The organism is Peptoniphilus raoultii (assembly GCF_900099555.1).
Taxonomy (GTDB): Bacteria; Bacillota; Clostridia; order Tissierellales; family Peptoniphilaceae; genus Peptoniphilus_A; species Peptoniphilus_A raoultii.
In genome coordinates this window covers 1,253,580-1,271,809 of sequence record NZ_FMWM01000002.1, presented here as the reverse complement: position 1 = coordinate 1,271,809, position 18,230 = coordinate 1,253,580, and the positions used below count along the sequence as shown (strand labels likewise).

21 protein-coding genes are annotated in these 18,230 nt (G+C 34.3%); 20 read left to right on the top strand and 1 reads right to left on the bottom strand.

The window, feature by feature from the left end; genetic code table 11:
* The first annotated feature begins 7 nt into the window (after nt 1-7).
* The 7 genes from BQ4446_RS06180 to BQ4446_RS06150 all read left to right on the top strand — a co-directional run bounded on the left by BQ4446_RS06180 (nt 8) and on the right by BQ4446_RS06150 (nt 5,507).
* Entirely contained in the window at nt 8-208 is a 201-nt protein-coding gene (locus BQ4446_RS06180) for a hypothetical protein (RefSeq protein WP_071027594.1), read from the top strand.
* Entirely contained in the window at nt 201-587 is a 387-nt protein-coding gene (locus BQ4446_RS06175) for a DUF7768 domain-containing protein (protein WP_071027592.1), read from the top strand. Before BQ4446_RS06180 ends, BQ4446_RS06175 begins: the two co-directional genes overlap by 8 nt.
* On the top strand, nt 588-2,816 hold the full coding sequence (locus BQ4446_RS06170; RefSeq protein ID WP_071027590.1) for a phage/plasmid primase, P4 family: 2,229 nt from the start codon (nt 588-590) through the stop codon (nt 2,814-2,816).
* 133 nt (nt 2,817-2,949) lie between these two features.
* Entirely contained in the window at nt 2,950-3,231 is a 282-nt protein-coding gene (locus BQ4446_RS06165) for a VRR-NUC domain-containing protein (protein WP_019192408.1), read from the top strand.
* Nucleotides 3,232-4,575, top strand: coding sequence for a DEAD/DEAH box helicase (locus tag BQ4446_RS06160; protein WP_071027588.1), 1,344 nt, complete (start codon nt 3,232-3,234; stop codon nt 4,573-4,575).
* A 47-nt stretch (nt 4,576-4,622) separates the two neighbouring features.
* Nucleotides 4,623-5,051, top strand: coding sequence for a hypothetical protein (locus BQ4446_RS06155; protein ID WP_071027586.1), 429 nt, complete (start codon nt 4,623-4,625; stop codon nt 5,049-5,051).
* 99 nt (nt 5,052-5,150) lie between these two features.
* Nucleotides 5,151-5,507 carry an HNH endonuclease gene (locus BQ4446_RS06150; protein WP_071027584.1) on the top strand — a complete coding sequence of 119 codons (357 nt, stop codon included), beginning with the start codon at nt 5,151-5,153 and terminating at the stop codon, nt 5,505-5,507.
* Nucleotides 5,508-5,603: 96 nt separating this feature from the next.
* Here the strand turns inward: BQ4446_RS06150 and BQ4446_RS06145 are convergent, their stop codons facing one another.
* The gene (locus BQ4446_RS06145) at nt 5,604-6,485 is read right to left on the bottom strand and encodes an Abi family protein (RefSeq protein WP_019192403.1); all 882 of its coding nucleotides are present in this window, start codon (nt 6,483-6,485) and stop codon (nt 5,604-5,606) included.
* 122 nt (nt 6,486-6,607) lie between these two features.
* Between BQ4446_RS06145 and BQ4446_RS06140 the strand changes: the two genes are divergently transcribed.
* The 13 genes from BQ4446_RS06140 (at nt 6,608) to BQ4446_RS06080 (ending at nt 18,224) form a co-directional block, all read left to right on the top strand.
* On the top strand, nt 6,608-7,216 hold the full coding sequence (locus tag BQ4446_RS06140) for a P27 family phage terminase small subunit (RefSeq protein ID WP_071027582.1): 609 nt from the start codon (nt 6,608-6,610) through the stop codon (nt 7,214-7,216).
* 9 nt (nt 7,217-7,225) lie between these two features.
* Nucleotides 7,226-8,008 (top strand): S-adenosylmethionine synthetase N-terminal domain-containing protein, encoded by a 783-nt coding sequence (locus BQ4446_RS06135; RefSeq protein ID WP_071027580.1) that lies wholly within the window; start codon nt 7,226-7,228, stop codon nt 8,006-8,008.
* A complete protein-coding gene (locus BQ4446_RS06130) occupies nt 8,008-9,258 on the top strand; it encodes a site-specific DNA-methyltransferase (RefSeq protein WP_071027578.1) in 1,251 nt (416 codons plus the stop codon). Before BQ4446_RS06135 ends, BQ4446_RS06130 begins: the two co-directional genes overlap by 1 nt.
* Nucleotides 9,251-9,856: an HNH endonuclease gene (locus BQ4446_RS06125; protein WP_071027577.1), complete on the top strand. Its 606-nt coding sequence runs from the start codon at nt 9,251-9,253 to the stop codon at nt 9,854-9,856. The genes BQ4446_RS06130 and BQ4446_RS06125 overlap by 8 nt, the downstream gene beginning before the upstream one ends.
* Nucleotides 9,849-11,291 carry a DNA cytosine methyltransferase gene (gene dcm / locus BQ4446_RS06120; RefSeq protein ID WP_071027575.1) on the top strand — a complete coding sequence of 481 codons (1,443 nt, stop codon included), beginning with the start codon at nt 9,849-9,851 and terminating at the stop codon, nt 11,289-11,291. Before BQ4446_RS06125 ends, dcm begins: the two co-directional genes overlap by 8 nt.
* A gap of 43 nt (nt 11,292-11,334) precedes the next feature.
* Nucleotides 11,335-11,559: a DUF4314 domain-containing protein gene (locus tag BQ4446_RS06115; protein WP_071027573.1), complete on the top strand. Its 225-nt coding sequence runs from the start codon at nt 11,335-11,337 to the stop codon at nt 11,557-11,559.
* An 88-nt stretch (nt 11,560-11,647) separates the two neighbouring features.
* Nucleotides 11,648-11,980 (top strand): hypothetical protein, encoded by a 333-nt coding sequence (locus BQ4446_RS06110; protein WP_019131826.1) that lies wholly within the window; start codon nt 11,648-11,650, stop codon nt 11,978-11,980.
* A complete protein-coding gene (locus tag BQ4446_RS06105; RefSeq protein WP_083329050.1) occupies nt 11,981-12,211 on the top strand; it encodes a DUF6900 domain-containing protein in 231 nt (76 codons plus the stop codon). It begins immediately after the preceding gene.
* A 92-nt stretch (nt 12,212-12,303) separates the two neighbouring features.
* Nucleotides 12,304-13,893, top strand: coding sequence for a terminase large subunit (locus tag BQ4446_RS06100; RefSeq protein ID WP_071027571.1), 1,590 nt, complete (start codon nt 12,304-12,306; stop codon nt 13,891-13,893).
* A 116-nt stretch (nt 13,894-14,009) separates the two neighbouring features.
* Entirely contained in the window at nt 14,010-15,053 is a 1,044-nt protein-coding gene (locus tag BQ4446_RS06095; protein WP_070699882.1) for a Fic family protein, read from the top strand.
* 61 nt (nt 15,054-15,114) lie between these two features.
* Nucleotides 15,115-16,356 (top strand): phage portal protein, encoded by a 1,242-nt coding sequence (locus tag BQ4446_RS06090; RefSeq protein WP_071027569.1) that lies wholly within the window; start codon nt 15,115-15,117, stop codon nt 16,354-16,356.
* Nucleotides 16,343-17,029: a head maturation protease, ClpP-related gene (locus BQ4446_RS06085; RefSeq protein WP_071027567.1), complete on the top strand. Its 687-nt coding sequence runs from the start codon at nt 16,343-16,345 to the stop codon at nt 17,027-17,029. The genes BQ4446_RS06090 and BQ4446_RS06085 overlap by 14 nt, the downstream gene beginning before the upstream one ends.
* Before the next feature lie 4 nt (nt 17,030-17,033).
* Nucleotides 17,034-18,224: a phage major capsid protein gene (locus BQ4446_RS06080; RefSeq protein ID WP_071027565.1), complete on the top strand. Its 1,191-nt coding sequence runs from the start codon at nt 17,034-17,036 to the stop codon at nt 18,222-18,224.
* Nucleotides 18,225-18,230 lie beyond the last annotated feature (6 nt).

Sequence of the window (18,230 nt, the reverse complement as noted above, 5' to 3'; positions counted from 1 at the left end):
TTTATTCATGTTTTATGTTAAAGAAAAAATAAATGATGCTATGGAAGTAAGCATTGAAATAAATGATGAGAATGTCTTTTGCACTTGCCCAAAGTGCGGAAAAGAAGTTCGAGTAGATTTATTTGAAGTATTGGAAGAAGGAGATTTATTTTCTACTCAAGTTTGCTGTAATACTTGTAGTGAAACAATGAGGGATATTTATGAATAAAGAACTATACAACAGGAGTGGGTGCAAGGATCCCACTCCTTATCAAGCAATTAAAAATGCAGAGAAGAGATACTATCCCCTGGTATATATCTGCAGTCCATTTTCTGGAGATGTAGAAAATAATGTAATCAAGGCAAAGAAGTATTCTCGCTATGCCTTGGATAAAGGAAATATACCAATAGCACCACATCTTTTATTTCCTCAGTTTATGAGTGATGAAAGTGAGAGAAGACTTGCCATGCATTTTAATTATGTCCTTCTTGGAAAATGTGAAGAAGTATGGGTCTTTGGTGACTATATAAGTCCCGGAATGGCTGAAGAAATAAGAGTTGCTGAGAAGAGAAAAATGAAGATTCGCTATATAAAGGGGGTAGCCTAATTGAAAATATACACCTCAAATTTAATAGGAGTGGAGTCAAACTGTGTTTATCCAAATGAGATTAATGCAGTAGATGTAAGGTCTTTTGAGAAAGCAGCAAGTTTTGATCATGTAATGGCTAAGTATAAAAATTCCTATCGATCCAACGATAATTTTATAGAGTCGGAATGTGTTCCCATGGATATAGACAACGACCATTCAGAAAATCCAGATGATTGGATTTCATCTAATGATTTAAAGAGAATATTTGACGGAGTTAAATTTGCCATAGTTTACAGCAGAAACCATAGAAAAGAAAAAAATGGAAAAGCTGCAAGACCAAGGATGCACATATATTTTCCAATCCCAAATGCAACAAATCTTGATGAATATGTAGGCATAAAAGAAAGGCTGGCGGAGACCTATGCTTTCTTTGATGGAAATGCCCTAGATGGAGCGAGGTTTTTCTTTGGAGTAAAGAACCCTGCTGTTGAAATAGTTAGGGGAAGGAAATATATAACTGATATTCTAAAAGATGACTTTGAAGACTTCGATAACTCTCAAGACTTAATTCAGCAAGGCTCTAGAAATTCAACTATGAACCATTTTGCTGGTAGGGTTCTAATTCGATATGGAAATACAGATGAGGCAAGAGAATTATTCGATAAAAAAGCTAGTCTTTGCTCACCACCACTTTCAGATGATGAACTAGAACAAATCTGGAGGTCAGCTTGTAAATTCTATAAAAAGGTAGCTGCAAGTGAAGATTATGTTCCACCTGAAGAATACACTGAAGGCATAAATTTGAGACCATCTGAATTTTCAGACATAGGTCAAGCAGAAGTTTTTGTAAGAGAATACCAAGATAGAATTCGTTTTTCTCCTTCTACAGGTTTTCTTGTGTACAACGACTCCTACTGGGAGGAATCTGAACTAAAAGCACAAGGATGTTCTCAAGAATTGGTTCTAAAGCAACTAGCAGAAATAGACAACGAGTTTCTAAAAATGGAAGAAGAAATAAAGAAATCTGGTGTTAGAGAAGCAATGTCTTCTATGAGTGAGAAGAAAGCCTTGGCATCTTTTAATGACAATCAGAAATCTCTATACTATAAACTTATTTCTTTAGAAGCATATAAGAAATATGCTGTTAAACGAGGGGACACCAGAGCCATCCATGCAACTTTAAAAGAATCAAAACCAATGCTCGAAATAGATCAAAGAGACCTTGATACGGATGAATTTTTGCTTAATACACCATCTTTTACAGTAGATTTGAAAACTGGAGAGTGTAGAGACCATAAGGCAGAAGACTATATAACAAAAGAAACATCTGTAGATCCAAGTGATGAAAATATGGATATATGGCTTGATGCCTTGGGTACATTTTTTGTAAAAGATAGTGAACTTATAGAATACGTGCAGAAAGTTGCAGGGATTTCTCTAATCGGAAAGGTCTATATCGAGGCTCTAATTATAGCTTATGGTGATGGAAGAAATGGGAAGTCCACTTTTTGGAATACTATCTCAAGAGTTCTAAATCTATATAGTGGGTCAATCTCAGCAGATATTCTTACTGTTAATTCTAAGAGAAATGCTAAACCTGAACTTGCTGAAACAAGAGGTAAAAGACTTTTAATTGCAGCTGAACTTCAAGAAGGACTAAGGCTAAATACTTCAAATGTAAAACAGCTTTGTTCTACAGATGAAATTGTAGCAGAGAAAAAATATCGAGATCCATTCAAGTTCATACCCTCTCATACCCTTGTCCTATATACTAACCACCTACCAAAGGTGGGTGCCTTAGATGAAGGAACCTGGAGAAGACTTATTGTAATTCCGTTTGAGGCAAAGATAGAGGGTAGTAGTGATATTAAAAACTACACTGATTATTTAGTAGATAAGGCTGGGGGAGCAGTTCTCAAGTGGTTAATCGAAGGCGCTAAAAAGGCTATTGATGAAGATTTTAAATTCAGCCTACCTAAAAAAGTAGCAGATGCCATCAATGAATATAAAGAATCGAATAACTGGTTCAAGCATTTCTTAAATGAGTGCTGTGAGCTTGATTCATCCTATGAAGAAAAGTCTGGAGAAGTCTATCAAGAATATAGAGCCTATTGTTTAAGAACTGGAGATTATGTAAGGTCTACAACAGATTTTTATTCTGCTCTTTCATCCAATGGATTTATGAGGAGAAAAACTAATCAAGGAATTGTGATTAATGGACTTAAATTAAAGTCAGATTTTGTGTAAAAATACAAGAAGTGCAGGTCGTGAATGTCATATATATAACTATTATATAGTAAGTAAATTAAATTTTAGTTATATATAAAGGTTATATAATAGAGTTTCACGACTTGCACAATGGCTAAAAATAGAGGTTTATATGTTAGAAAATGAAATAGAAAAAGCCTTAGTCGACAAGGTAAAACTCCATGGTGGTCTTTGTCTTAAATTTACATCTCCTTCAATGACGGGAATACCAGATAGGTTAATACTTCTTCCTAAAGGAAAGATAGGATTTGTGGAAACAAAAAGACCTGGAGGAGAACCAAGACCAATTCAGAAAAAAAGAATAAGACAATTTAAAAAGTTAGGTTTTAAGGTTTATGTTCTTGATTCCAAAGAAAACATTGACGAAATAATAAAAAGAATCGGAGGTGACTAATTGGAATACACTCCACATAAATACCAAAACTATGCTACTGAATTTATAAAAGAAAACAAAGAATCAGCACTTCTACTTGACATGGGTCTCGGTAAGACGGTTATAAGTCTAACCGCCATAAAAGACTTACTCTTTGATTCTTTTGAAATTTCTAAAGTTTTAATCATAGCACCACTAAGAGTTGCCAGGGACACTTGGAAGGAAGAAATAGAAAAATGGTCTCACCTTGATATCTTAGAATATTCAGTAGCAATAGGAAGTGAAAAAGAAAGAATAAAAGCATTAGAAGAACAAGCAGATATTTATCTAATCAATAGAGAAAATGTAGACTGGCTAATAAATAAGAGTGAAATACCCTTTAACTACGACATGATCGTAATTGATGAACTATCATCCTTTAAATCTCATAGGTCAAAGAGGTTTAAAGCTTTGATGAAAGTTAGACCAAAGGTAAAAAGAATAGTTGGTCTTACTGGAACTCCATCATCTAACGGACTAATGGATTTATGGGCTGAGTTTAGACTGCTTGATATGGGAGAGAGACTTGGTAGATTTATTGGTCAGTACAGGGAAATATACTTCAAACCAGATAAGAGAAACGGACCAATCATTTATTCCTATAAGCCACTTCCTTTTGCTGAAGATGCAATCTATGAAAAGATATCAGATATCACAGTTTCTATGAAAGCTGAAGATTACCTAAAAATGCCAGAGAAGATAAACAATGAAGTCTTTGTAAATCTATCAGATAAAGAAAGAGATATCTACGAAACCTTAAAAAAAGACTTGGTTGTTAGTATTAAGGATAAAGATATAGATGCAGTCAATGCTGCTGCACTTTCTAATAAGTTACTTCAAATGGCATCGGGTTCTGTTTATGATGAAGATAAAAATATGATTCATATTCATGATAGAAAGCTTGATGCCTTGGAAGATTTAATAGAAGGGGCAAATGGTAAGCCTGTTCTTATTGCTTATTGGTATAAGTCAGATTTGAAAAGAATAAAAGATAAGTTTGATGTAAGAGAACTTAAGACAAGTGAGGACTTTAAAGAATGGAATAAAGGTAATATTCTAGTAGCTATTATTCATCCAGCATCTGCTGGTCATGGACTTAACCTACAAGCTGGAGGGTCAACACTTATTTGGTTTTCTCTCACTTGGTCCTTAGAACTTTATGAACAAACCAATGCCAGACTTTATAGGCAAGGACAAAAAGAAACAGTTGTGATTCATCACATTCTAGCTAAAGGAACTATTGATGAAGATGTGATGAAGGCATTGGAAAATAAAAATAAAACACAAGCTGCACTCATTGATGCAGTAAAAGCAAATCTAAAATGAGTAGAGGTTCTATAGAGAACTTACCTCAATACTTATGGAGGTAAGAAATGAATGCAAAAGAATATTTAAAACAAGCTTTTTATTTAGACAAGAGAATAAACTCAAAGCTGGAGCAAGTTGAATCACTCAACGCTCTAGCAACAAAAGCTACATCGACCTTATCAGATATGCCTAAGAGTCCTAATAGAGGACCATCAAAACTTGAAGATACTATCGTAAAGATTGTAGATCTCCAAGAAGAGATTAATAGAGATATAGATAAACTTGTAGATTTGAAAGCAGAGATGGTTGGAACAATCAAACAGATTCAAAATAAGGAACTTCAAGTTATCCTTGAAAAAAGATATCTTTGTTATGAGACTTGGGAGAAGATAGCAGTGGATATGAATTACGATATTAGACATATTCATAGACTTCACAATCTGGGGTTAAAAGAAACTTCAAAGCTAATCAAACCTTGTCATGAAATGTCATAGAATGTCACTATGGAGTTGTAGTATTATTAAAATAGCAAAAGAATAATTAAAAGAGCCTTGGAGATTTAATCTTCAAGGCTTTCTTTATGGAGTGATAAAGTGCCGAGAAAACCTAAGAGACCATGTTCACATCCAGGTTGTCCTGAATTAGTTGATGGACGATTCTGCAAGAAACATGAGAAAGAATACAACAGAAACTATGAAAAATATAAAAGAGATCCTAAAACTCATAAGCGTTATGGAAAAGCATGGAGACTTATAAGAAAAAGATATGTAGCAGAGCATCCACTTTGTGAGATGTGTTTAAAAGAAAATAGAATGACAAAGGTAGAGGAAGTACATCACATACTTCCTCTTTCACTTGGTGGAACTAATGACGAAGATAATCTTATGAGTCTTTGTAAATCTTGTCACTCAAAGATTCATGCAAAGAGTGGAGATAGGTTTGGAGGATAGTTTTCCGAGGGGAGGGGGAGTCTTAATCTCTACGATTGATTTTCCTACCAACGGTGCCGCCCTCTCACGCACAAAAAAACGGGTTCAAAGGGGGTATTAAAGAACATCTTTCCAATTAGGAGGAAAACCCATAAATTTATAGTTGAAGTATCCTTGGTATTTATTAAAGGTATTTTCTAAATCTTTTAAAAGGGATTCCCATTGGTCGTTTGAGTTTAAAATTCTCTTTATGATTAAAAGAATGGGGAATATTTTATTTTGCTTGCCCTTATATTGTTCGTTTTCAGAATAAAGGCGGGGAGTTTCTTTTAAAGGCATATTATAAAGTCGAGTGTAATGGGCACAAATATTTCTTACTTCAACGAGACATAGAATCCAATTTTTTAAATATTTAGGATCTGTGTTGTAATAATTAGAAATTTCTTTTTGATCTTCATCCTTAAGAATACTAAACAAAGAAGATAAATTTCCAAAAGACATGAGTTCAACGGATACCCAGATTGGAAACTTTCCATCATATTTTTTTAGGTGGTGTTTAACAAATGGTTTATTCTTTTGCCTGTCAACTTCGTTGCTCAGATTCTCATTTATGATGGAATATATGGTTTGGCCTTTTTTATTCGTTTTATGAATAAAATTATCTTCGTGCATAAGTACATCGGAACCATACGTCATAGCTAGATGATAAGCAATTTGTGTTCTAAGCTCTATTTCAATTTGCTCAATAGTTCTAATGAGGTTGTTTTTAAATTGGCTATCAAAGCAATAAAGATTAAAGAGATGCTCGATAGTAATATGATCCTTATAGTGCTCTTTATTATTATATTTTTTAAGACCAATACCATAACCTGAAAGTCTATAATAATTTACTTTTTTCAAAATTTCTGTTGCATAAACTTCATCTTTGATTTTTAAGTTATGGTCAATTTTTAATTTGGTAATTTGATCTTCGTAGTTTAAAGCAGGTTTTAATGTCATATAAGTTCTCCTTAATATAAAAAAGCCCTCTCCGTGGTCCGCATGTAGAAAATCTACATTAAGCGTGGAGAGGTTCTGTTAAATTAATTATAACATAGAACTAGTCAAAGTCAATAACATACATGAGAAAAGAAATAAAACAACTAGGAGGTGATAGTATCGCTAAGGACGGAACATATAGAGGTGGGAGAAGAGTAAAAGCAGGAGGGAAACCACAGCCTGCTGCTGAAAAAATAGAAAAAGGTAAAAAAGTAGAAATATTAATGAATGATATTCCAACATTCACTCCAGAAGAAATAGATGCAGTTGATTTACCAGATGGAGCAGTTCTTGATGGAACCGATATGCCAACACCTAGTGACTATCTATCAGCAAAGCAAAAGAATGGAATACCACTTGGTGCTGACGAAATATACAAAGAGACATGGGGATGGTTAAAACAGAGAAACTGTGAGAACTTAGTAAATCCAAGACTACTAGAATCTTACTCTCAGGCTTTTGCAAGATACATTCAATGTGAAGAGGCAATAAGTCAATTTGGACTATTAGGAAAGCATCCTACTACAGGAGGAGTTATTGCATCTCCATTTGTACAGATGTCTTCACAATTTCAAAAGACAGCCAACCTTTTATGGTACGAGATTTATGACATAGTTAAAGAAAACTGCACAGAAGTTTATGAAGACTATGGGGAAGATATGATGGAAAAATTACTAAGGAGTAGAAAGTAAGGTGATTAAATGTTTGAAAAAGTAAATCCAAAGCACCCTGACAAACAAGCAGATTGTATTGCTGGTGCAATTGTAGATTTAGCATATAAAGAAAAAGATAATCCTAAAATAGCAGTTGAAGTTTTGCTGGGGCATGGAAATTGTCATGTAATTATTGAAACAGATTGTAATCTAAATAAAAAAGAAATTGAAAAAGCGATTAGGAGAATAGCAGGAGATGTCATAGCAGATATTAAAATAGTTGAGCAGGATATCCAACTTTCAAATAATCAAAAAGAAAAGATAAGATGTGGTGACAATGGAATTTTTAAGGGAGTACCCACATCAGATGAAGAAAAGAAACTATCTTTAATTGCTCGTGAAATTTATTCTAATTATCCCTACGATGGGAAATACATCCTTGATGGAGATAAACTCATCATCTGTCAGTCAAATGTACCAACAGAAATTTTAAAATCGATTTATCCTAGAGCAACCGTAAATCCATTAGGAGATTGGACTGGAGGATATAATGTTGATACTGGAGCAACTAATAGAAAACTCGGCTCTGATATGGGACGAGCAGTAACGGGTGGAGGTATTCATGGTAAAGACCTATCCAAGGCTGATGTATCAATTAATATTTATGCCCACCTAAAGGCACAAGAAGAGAAAAGAGAGATTGAATTATCCTGTGCAATTGGAGATGAAACTGTTGATGGTAGACCATATTCTGAAATTGTAGAAATTGCTAGAAACTACATTAACTCTATTGGTGGTTTTGAGGAATTTGCAAAGTGGGGGTTCATCTGATGAAAGAAGGACTATTACAATATGAATTAAAAAATGTAGATGAACTCATCCCATATATTAATAATGCTAGAACACATACTGACGAACAAATAAATAAGGTAGCTGCATCAATAAAAGAATTTGGATTTTTAAACCCAATCCTAATTTCAGATGACAATGTAATCACAGCTGGGCATTGCAGACTTCTTGCAGCTAAGAAACTTGGACTTAAAAAAGTACCTTGCATATTAGAAAATTATCTTACAGAGGCACAAAGAAAAGCATATGTACTTGCTGATAATAAGCTAAGTCTTGATGCTGGCTGGGATGAAGAACTATTGAGAGTTGAAATTGAATCCCTAGAAGATTATGGATTTAATGTAGAGCTTACAGGATTTTCAACTGAAGAATTATCTTCGATCTTTGACCTTGGCGTAGAGGCTGAAGAAGATGACTTTGATGTTGAAGAAGAACTTAAAAAGCCTATTTTTTCCAAGGAAGGAGATATTTGGACTCTAGGTCGACATAAAGTTATCTGTGGAGATTCTACTCAGTGGGATACTTTTGAAAAGCTGCTAAATGATACAAAGGTCAATTTAGTATGTACCGATGCACCATATTTTGTTGAATTAAAAAATAAATCGGGAACGATTAAAAATGACAACTTAAATGATAAAGAGGCCTATGAATTTTTGATGAAGGTCTTTACAAACTTTAAAGACGCAATGGCTAAGGATGCATCAATTTATGAATTCTATGCAACTATGAAAGCTAGAGTTTTCTATGATGCTTTTGAAGATGCAGGCTTTAAAGTTGGTGCAGGGCTTATTTGGAAAAAACCAAGAGCTCCTTTCATGAGAACAGATTGGAAATTTAATATGGAGCCTATTATCTTTGGTTGGAGAAAAGATGGAAAACATAACTGGTATGGAGATCAAAAGCAAACAGCAGTCTTTGAATTTGATGGAATTAAAGATTCTGAAAAAGAAGGATGTGGTCATCCATCATCAAAACCAGTACCACTTATTGCTTATTTAATAAAGCAATCAACTCAAACAAATGGCTTAGTCCTTGATGGATTTTTAGGAAGTGCATCTACATTAATTGCCTGTGAGGAGCTTAATCGAATCTGCTATGGAATAGAAATAGAACCTAAATTTGTTGATGTAGCAGTTAAAAGATATTTGAATTTAGTAGGTAGTGATGATGAGATAAAACTTCTAAGAGAAGGTAAAGAATACAAGTATTCGGAGGTTCTAAAAGATGAGTAACATAAAATATTATTTATCTGAAGACTCTGGTATTGCTTTAGGAGAAACTGAAGACGGTGTAATTTTCAAACTAGATGCAAATAGAGTTAATGAAATAAAAAATGTAAATTTTTATTATTGTAGGCAAGGCTATGAAAATATGTACATGATGGATTCAAAAGGTAGAGTCCTACATGATTATTTATTTCCTCACATAGATGGTTTTGAGATAGATCACATTAACATGGATACTCTAGATAATAGAACCTGTAATATAAGGTATTGCACTCATCAGCAGAATCAAATAAATCAAGGCTTGCAAAAAAATAATACTTCTGGAGTTGTTGGAGTAAGTTTCTATAAACCAAGAAATAAGTTTAGAGCAAGAATAAAAATTAGTGGCAAAGATATTCACTTGGGCTACTACGATACATTTGATGATGCTGTAAAAGCTAGAAATATTGCCATGAAGTGTTTGTTTGGTGGTTTTGGACAATATAATAAAGTTGATTTTATTCCAAAATGGATAGAAAATAAGGTTATTGAAAAATGCACACCATATGCTGATTTAGCAGCAAGTAGTGCATTTTTTGATTTCTGGGGTATTGAAGATGAATAAAGAATTAAGGTTAGGTTCACTATTTGACGGCAGTGGAGGATTTCCTTTAGCTGCTATTTTTTGTGGAATAAAACCTATGTGGGCTTCGGAGGTTGAGCCTTTTCCAATAAGAGTTACACAGAAAAACCTACCTCAAGTTAAGCATTTAGGAGATATAAAAGATATCGACGGGTCTGAAATCGAACCTGTTGATATCATTTCCTTTGGCAGTCCTTGCCAAGATTTATCAATCGCTGGTAAAAGGGCAGGACTTGAAGGGAAAAAATCTAACCTTTTTTATGAGGCAATTAGAGTTATAAAAGAAATGAGGTGTAAAACTAATGGTAAGTATCCAAGATACCTACTATGGGAAAATGTGCCAGGAGCCTTTTCATCAAACAAAGGAGAAGACTTTAGATGCGTCCTTGAAGAAATTACAAGAATTAAGGATTCCACAGTTAAACTTACTCGACCTAAGAAATGGGAAAAAGCAGGAGAAATCCTGGGAGACAATTTTTCCCTTGCTTGGAGAGTCCTTGATGCTAAATACTTCGGAGTACCCCAACGAAGGAGAAGAATCTTCCTTGTCGCAGATCTTGATGGAGGAAGTTCCAGAGAAATATTATTTGAGCAAAAAAGCATGTCAGGGGATACTTCAGAGGGCTGCGAGAAAGGGAAAAGAAATACCAGAGCCATTAAAGAAAGCTTTAATAAAACAATCTGTTTAAATGACCGAGGTGGTCAAAGGATGGATTTTTATTCTGATGAAAGTGGAACCTTGAGAGCAAGTGGAGGAATTGCACCATTCGTTTTTGAAAATCACAGTCAAGACTCAAGGTATAAAGGACCATTAAAAGAGACACAAACACTTGCATCAAACTTAGGACAAGGTGGAAATAACCAACCATTTGTAGTCTACGATATAAGACAAACTTCAGAAAACACTAAAAATGAAAGACATAATATTTACGAGTGTGATGTTTCAAGAACAATTGACACGTCTGGGAATACTCCTACAAGAAATCAAGGTGGAGTTGCAATAGTTGAGGATATCTACACCATGAGCAAGAATTCTCATTTTACAAAAGCAGACAAGAATATATCGTCTTCTTTAGTTGCTACTGATTATAAAGACCCACCGCTTGTAAATCAGAAACTTGTAAGAAGACTAACACCAAAAGAATGTGGAAGACTACAAGGGTTCCCAGATTACTGGTGTGATAAGTTAGAAATAGAAAATCCAACAGATGAGGACTTGTCCTTTTGGAGAGAAGTTTTTGATAAGGATGCTGAAATAAAAGGTCTTAAAAAGAAGAAAACAGATAAGCAGATACTAAAATGGCTTAAAAATCCTCATACTGATTCTGCAGAATATAAAATGTGGGGCAATGGAATTGCTCTTCCATGCGCTATATATATTTTCAAAAGACTTATAAATACTGCAAATAAGACTTGATATAAATCTTGAATTAAGTGATATATGTATGTGAGGTGATTAGATGATTTCAAGGGAAATTATACAAAAATTAAAAGAGACGTATCCAGTAGGTACAAGAGTAAAACTAATCCAAATGGAAGATGACCAAGCACCTCCAGTTGGAACTTTAGGCACAGTTTATGGGGTGGATGCTATTGGATCAATCCTAGTAAAATGGGATAATGGTTCAACTTTAAATGTAATTTTTAGGGTTGATAGAATAGAAAAGGTATCGAGTAAAGGTTGAAATATAGCCATTATATCCTTTAATTAACTTGACTTATTTTTGACAGTACGGTTATATGTACATACAAAAAAAGATAAGGAGAAAAAATATGGCATACAAATACATGAAAACACAGGAAGATTTAAATGAGTTAATCGACTCTTCAGCAATTACAATGCTTGGACTTTATGAAGGAGAAAATGGAGACTTAGCTTTCCAAGATTATTTAAAAGACTACCTTGAAGATGACACAATTTATATCACAATGGGAAAAACAATTAACGAATTTTACGAAAGCGACCTTCCTGAAGACTTAAGGATAGTAAGTTTAAAGTACAACAAGTTAGGAAGACTTCCAATTATAAGACTTGAGATTGGAGCGAAATGGTTTGATGACTTTATAGATAATCTCCAAAAGAATAAGAAAAGAGGAGTGAGATAAATGACAAACCAAGAATTGAAAAGGCAATGCTTTTTAGAGGCCACTAAAAGAATTAATGAAAAAAGAGATAAAGCACTTTTAGAAATTGCCAAGAAACATTCTTATGCAATAGAAGAAAGAGGAGACTTAGAAAAAAGAAACAATGATTCAGAAGACTTTTTAGAAGTTTCAGTATGGTCATTAAAAGAAATGTTAAAAGAGGCCTATGAATTAGGAAAACAAAATAATTAGAAATCAAGAAATTGAGCGAAGGCTCTTTTTCTCGTAGTGAACTAGCTAACGGCTAGTATTTTTTATGCCTATTTTTCAAGGAAGGAGGTCAAATGAAATATAAACCAACAAAATTTATGCTACCTACATCTCACTATGATAAAAATAAAGCAGACTATGCTGTCACCTTTATAGAATGCCTAAAACATACAAAAGGTAGATGGGCAGGTAAAGACTTCAAGCTTATTGATTGGCAAGAAGAAATCATAAGAGACTTATTTGGCATTGTAAAAGATACGGGATACAGACAATTCAATACAGCCTATATTGAAATACCAAAGAAAATGGGAAAGTCAGAACTTGCAGCTGCAGTAGCACTCCTTCTTACTTGCGGTGATGGAGAGGAAAGAGCAGAAGTTTATGGTTGTGCTGCTGATAGACAGCAAGCAACTATAGTTTTTGATGTTGCAGCTGATATGGTAAGGATGAGCCCAGCCTTATCTAAAAGAGTAAAAATTCTAGCATCTCAAAAAAGAATGATATATAAACCGACCAATTCTTTCTACCAAGTTCTATCTGCAGAGGCTTATTCCAAACACGGATTTAATATTCATGGTGTTGTCTTTGACGAGCTTCATACTCAGCCCAATAGAAAATTATTTGATGTTATGACTAAGGGTTCAGGAGATGCAAGAACCCAACCTCTATATTTTCTCATAACAACTGCTGGAACAGACACCAAATCAATATGCTACGAGACTCACCAAAAGGCAGTCGATATTTTAGAAAGAAGAAAAACTGATCCAACTTTTTATCCTGTGATTTATGGAGCAGACAGAGAAGACGATTGGACAGATGAAAAAGTATGGCATAAGGCAAATCCGTCTCTTGGAATTACAGTTCCTATAGAAAAAGTAAGGCAAGCTTGTGAATCGGCTAAGCAAAATCCAACTGAAGAAAATGCCTTTAGGCAACTAAGACTTAACCAATGGGTCAAACAAGCAATCAGGTGGATGCCTATGGAAAAATGGGACTTATGTAATTTTGCTGTTAATGAAGAAGAACTAAAAGGCAGAGTTTGTTATGGAGGTCTTGACCTTTCATCTACAACAGATATTACAGCCTTTGTTTTAGTCTTTCCTCCAATAGATGAAGATGATAAATATCAAATACTTCCTTACTTTTGGTTGCCAGAAGATAATCTCGACCTAAGAGTAAAAAGAGACCATGTAAATTATGACCTATGGCATAAGCAAGGCTATATTCAGACAACAGAAGGCAATGTAGTTCATTATGGTTTTATTGAAAAATTTATAGAAGATTTAGGTGATATATATAACATCCGAGAAATTGCCTTTGACAGATGGGGAGCAGTTCAGATGGTACAAAACTTAGAAGGAATGGGTTTCACAGTTGTTCCTTTTGGTCAAGGATTTAAAGACATGTCTCCACCAACAAAAGAATTAATGAAACTAACTCTCGAAAGAAAAATAGCCCATGGAGGTCATCCAGTTCTAAGGTGGATGATGGATAATATCTTTATTCGAACAGATCCCGCTGGAAACATTAAGGCAGATAAAGAAAAATCTACAGAAAAGATAGATGGGGTTATTGCTACAATCATGGCTCTTGATAGGGCTATAAGGTGTGGCAATGATACTAGTGAGTCGGTTTATGATGATAGGGGATTGATTATTTTTTAATCTCGCTATTTTTGATTTATCATAGCCAAATTTATTAAAATGGCGAAATTAATCTCGCCAGCATTGATTTATATACGCCATATACGATATAATGGCGAGGAAGGTGGTGATAGAACATGAGAGAATTTAATTATTCAAAGCTTTTAAATTTAAATATACCTGCAAAAATGTATGATTTAATATCAAAGATCTATGAATATAAAGGAAAACAGGAGCTATACGTAGCTAATTTTTCCGATGTTCTCGATAAAATGATAGAGGTTGCAAAAATTCAGTCCACTAAATCATCTAATGCAATAGAAGGTATTTCAACAAATGATACCAGACTAGAAGAGTTGATGAATAAAAAAAGTGAACCTAAGAATAGAAATGAAGAAGAAATATATGGTTACAGAGAAGTTTTAGATATCATTCATGAAAACTATGACAATATAGAATTCACAAAAAACAATATTTTGACCCTACACAATAGGCTTTATTCTTATTCAGGGGAAAGCCATAAAGGAAAATTTAAAACAATGGATAATAGCATCGTTGAAGTAAATTCCCTTGGTCAGAAAAAAGTAAGATTTCAGCCTGTATCAGCTTTTGAAACAGAAATATATATTGATAGAATGATTGAGGCTTATAATGAAGCTGTTAGTTTAGAAATCCCGCCATTACTTCTAATACCAACTGTGATTCATGATTTTTTATGTATCCATCCATTCGCTGATGGAAATGGTAGAATGTCAAGGCTATTAACGCTGCTACTACTCTATAAAAATGGATTTTTTGTAGGAAAATATATTTCACTAGAAATGATTATTGAAGAGACAAAAGATATTTACTATGAAGAATTGCAAGCTTCAAGTGAAGATTGGCATGACGGTACGAGTGATGAATTACCATTTATAAGATATATGCTTTCGGTCATCTACAAAGCATATAGCCAGTGTGATGAAAGATTTAAACTAATAGCAGAAAAATCTATAACTTCTTCAGATAGAGTGATGAAGATATTTGATAATTCCTTAGAACCATTATCTAAATCAGATATAGTAGTACTTTGCCCAGACATTTCTCAAAGAACTATAGAAAGAGCATTAAAAGAATTAAAAGACAGTGGCTTAATTAAACAATTAGGTAGCGGTAGAGCAACTAAGTATATTAAATTTTAAAGCTATTAGCATCTACAAAAGTAGGTGCTTTTTTCATACCTACTTTTAAGGAGGTGGTAATATAAACATTTTAAATTTAATATTTAAGTCGAGAGACAAACCTAAAGACGGGGAGAGGATATCTTCATCGTCTTTTTTATTTGGGAGAACAACAGCAGGAAGGAATGTAAATGAATTTACTGCTATGCAAATGACAGCCGTTTATTCATGTGTGAGAGTTCTTGCTGAAACCTTAGCAGGACTTCCTCTTCATTTGTATAAAAGAGGAGACTCAAATTCAAAGGAAAAAGCAAAAGACCACGTCATATATTTTTTATTACATGACGAACCTAATGATGAAATGACTTCATTTGTATTTAGGGAAACACTAATGACTCATCTATTACTTTGGGGTAATGCCTATGCTCAGATAATACGTAATGGAAGAAATGAGGTCATTGGACTTTATCCATTAATGCCAAACAAAATGACTGTTATGAGAAGTGAGGATGGAGAAATCTTCTATAAATACAATCACAAATCAGAAGAAGTTTATCTCTTAAAAGAAGATGTTCTTCATATACCTGGACTTGGTTTTGATGGACTTATTGGCTACTCACCAATTACCATGGCTGAAAATGCTATAGGCATGGCTATGGCTTGTGAAGATTATGGTGCATCTTTCTTTCAAAATGGAGCACAACCAGGTGGGGTTTTAGAACATCCAGGCATAATTAAAGACCCAGAGAGAGTAAGGGAGTCATGGAATGCAGCCTTTCAAGGGCCTAAGAACGCCAACAAAGTGGCTGTACTTGAAGAAGGAATGAAATACCAACCCATAGCTATTGCGCCAAGTGAAGCCCAGTTTTTGGAAACAAGAAAGTTTCAGTTAAATGAGATAGCAAGAATATTCAGGATACCACCTCATATGATTGGTGACTTGGAGAAGTCATCATTTTCAAATATAGAACAACAGTCACTTGAGTTTGTTAAATACACCCTTGATCCTTGGATTGTTCGTTGGGAGCAATCTTTGGAAAGAGCGCTACTAACAAAGAAAGAAAAGGAATCCTACTTTATTAAATTCAACCTTGATGGACTTCTAAGAGGAGACTATGAATCAAGAATGAATGGATATGCTGTAGGAAGACAGAATGGTTGGATGAGTGCAAATGACATAAGAGAATTAGAAAATTTAGATAGGATATCAGCTGAAGAAGGTGGTGACCTTTATTTAGTAAATGGAAATATGCTACCACTTGATAAGGCAGGTAGTTTTTATCAGCAGAAAGGAGAAGTGATAAGTCCTAATGAAGAACAATAGAATATTTTGGAACTGGAAAAAGGATTCAAATGAACTCTATATAGATGGAGTTATTGCAGAAGAGTCTTGGTTTGATGATGAAATCACGCCAAGGCTCTTTTTTGAAGAATTAAAAAATAAAAGTGGAGACATAACTGTGTGGATCAACTCCCCTGGTGGAGATTGTATAGCTGCATCAAGAATTTACACCATGCTTTTAGAGCACAAAGGAAATGTGACCATAAAGATTGATGGACTTGCAGCATCAGCAGCATCTGTTATTGCTATGGCAGGAACTGAAGTATTGATGAGTCCAACATCATTAATGATGATTCATAACCCCTTAACTGTAGCCATTGGCGACTCAAAAGAGATGCAAAAAGCCATAGACATGTTAAAGGAAGTCAAGGAATCAATCATCAATGCCTATGAGATTAAGACAGGTCTATCCAGAGAAGAGATTTCAAATCTAATGGATGGAGAGACTTGGTTTGATAAGAACAAAGCTATTGAGATGGGTTTTTGTGATGGAACTCTCACTGACAAAAGAAAAGATGAAAAAGTTACGAACATGGTCTTCTCAAGGCGAGCAGTTACAAACTCACTTTTAACAAAGATAAATAAAGAAGTAAAGACTCATTCAATGAGTGAGGTAGAAGAAAGGTTAAACAAAATTAAAAATACTTGGAGGTAATTATATGAACTTAAAAGAACTTTTAGAAAAGAGAACTAAGGCTTGGGATGAGGCAAAAGCATTTGCTGAATCTAAGAAAGATGAAAATGGTCTAATGTCTGATGAAGACTTTAAGACATATGAAGAGCTGGAAAAAACTATCGAGAATTACACTCGTGAAATCGAAAGAAAGAAGAGGGAAGAAGAAATGGATAAAACCTTAGAAAAACCTACTACTCAAGCACTAACAAATGAACCTGCTACTTTTAATGAAGAAGAAAAGCCAATGAGAGCAAGAAATGTCTATAAGAAATCTATGATGAAGGCATTAAGAACTAACTTTAGAGATATTTCCAATGAATTAAAAGTAGGAACAGATGAAAGTGGTGGATATTTAGTTCCAGAAGAAATGGAAGCAGATATCGTAAATGGTCTTGAAGATGAAAATATTGTAAGAAAATTAGCTACAAAAGTTCAAACTTCAGGACTTCATAAAATCAATATTGCAGCTACAAAGCCAGCAGCCCTATGGGTTGAAGAAGGTGGCAAACTTACCTTTGGAGATGGTACATTCGACCAAGTATCTCTTGATGCACATAAACTCCATGTTGGTATTAAAGTTACTGAAGAACTTCTATATGATGCAGCCTTTAATCTAGAAAAATACATCACTGAAGAATTTACTAGAGCACTAGCAAATGCTGAAGAGGACGCTTTCTTAAATGGCGATGGAGTAAATAAACCTACAGGAATTTTTGACTCTAAAAAAGGTGGAGAACTTGGGGTAACAACAAAGGCTCAAACAATTAATGCGGATGAACTCATTGATTTAGTTTACTCTTTAGACAGACCTTATAGAAAGAGAGCAGCTTTCATTTTAAATGATGCAACAGTTGCTCAGATTAGAAAACTTAAGGATGTTAATGGTGCATATATTTGGCAACCATCACTTAAGGATGGAGAACCAGATAGACTTTTAGGATATCCTGCCTATACATCTGCCTTTGCTCCAAAAGCTGATAAAGGAAAACTTGCAGTAGCCTTTGGCGATTTTTCATATTACAAGATTGGAGATAGAGGAAACAGGTCTTTCCAAGACTTAAAGGAACTATTTGCTGGTAATGGCATGGTTGGTTTCTTAGGTAAGGAAAGAGTTGATGGAATCTTAGTTTTAAAAGAGGCAGTTAAACTATTAAAAATAGGTGCTACTGCCTAAGGAGTA

Excerpts from the sequence above, each read along its gene's own strand:
- BQ4446_RS06180 (WP_071027594.1), top strand. The coding sequence starts at position 8 with ATGTTTTATGTTAAAGAAAAAATAAATGATGCTATGGAAGTAAGCATT.
- BQ4446_RS06175 (WP_071027592.1), top strand. The coding sequence starts at position 201 with ATGAATAAAGAACTATACAACAGGAGTGGGTGCAAGGATCCCACTCCT.
- BQ4446_RS06165 (WP_019192408.1), top strand. The coding sequence starts at position 2,950 with ATGTTAGAAAATGAAATAGAAAAAGCCTTAGTCGACAAGGTAAAACTC.
- BQ4446_RS06155 (WP_071027586.1), top strand. The coding sequence starts at position 4,623 with ATGAATGCAAAAGAATATTTAAAACAAGCTTTTTATTTAGACAAGAGA.
- BQ4446_RS06145 (WP_019192403.1), bottom strand. The coding sequence starts at position 6,485 with ATGACATTAAAACCTGCTTTAAACTACGAAGATCAAATTACCAAATTA.
- BQ4446_RS06140 (WP_071027582.1), top strand. The coding sequence starts at position 6,608 with ATGAGAAAAGAAATAAAACAACTAGGAGGTGATAGTATCGCTAAGGAC.
- BQ4446_RS06135 (WP_071027580.1), top strand. The coding sequence starts at position 7,226 with ATGTTTGAAAAAGTAAATCCAAAGCACCCTGACAAACAAGCAGATTGT.
- BQ4446_RS06130 (WP_071027578.1), top strand. The coding sequence starts at position 8,008 with ATGAAAGAAGGACTATTACAATATGAATTAAAAAATGTAGATGAACTC.
- BQ4446_RS06125 (WP_071027577.1), top strand. The coding sequence starts at position 9,251 with ATGAGTAACATAAAATATTATTTATCTGAAGACTCTGGTATTGCTTTA.
- dcm (WP_071027575.1), top strand. The coding sequence starts at position 9,849 with ATGAATAAAGAATTAAGGTTAGGTTCACTATTTGACGGCAGTGGAGGA.
- BQ4446_RS06115 (WP_071027573.1), top strand. The coding sequence starts at position 11,335 with ATGATTTCAAGGGAAATTATACAAAAATTAAAAGAGACGTATCCAGTA.
- BQ4446_RS06110 (WP_019131826.1), top strand. The coding sequence starts at position 11,648 with ATGGCATACAAATACATGAAAACACAGGAAGATTTAAATGAGTTAATC.
- BQ4446_RS06105 (WP_083329050.1), top strand. The coding sequence starts at position 11,981 with ATGACAAACCAAGAATTGAAAAGGCAATGCTTTTTAGAGGCCACTAAA.
- BQ4446_RS06100 (WP_071027571.1), top strand. The coding sequence starts at position 12,304 with ATGAAATATAAACCAACAAAATTTATGCTACCTACATCTCACTATGAT.
- BQ4446_RS06095 (WP_070699882.1), top strand. The coding sequence starts at position 14,010 with ATGAGAGAATTTAATTATTCAAAGCTTTTAAATTTAAATATACCTGCA.
- BQ4446_RS06085 (WP_071027567.1), top strand. The coding sequence starts at position 16,343 with ATGAAGAACAATAGAATATTTTGGAACTGGAAAAAGGATTCAAATGAA.
- BQ4446_RS06080 (WP_071027565.1), top strand. The coding sequence starts at position 17,034 with ATGAACTTAAAAGAACTTTTAGAAAAGAGAACTAAGGCTTGGGATGAG.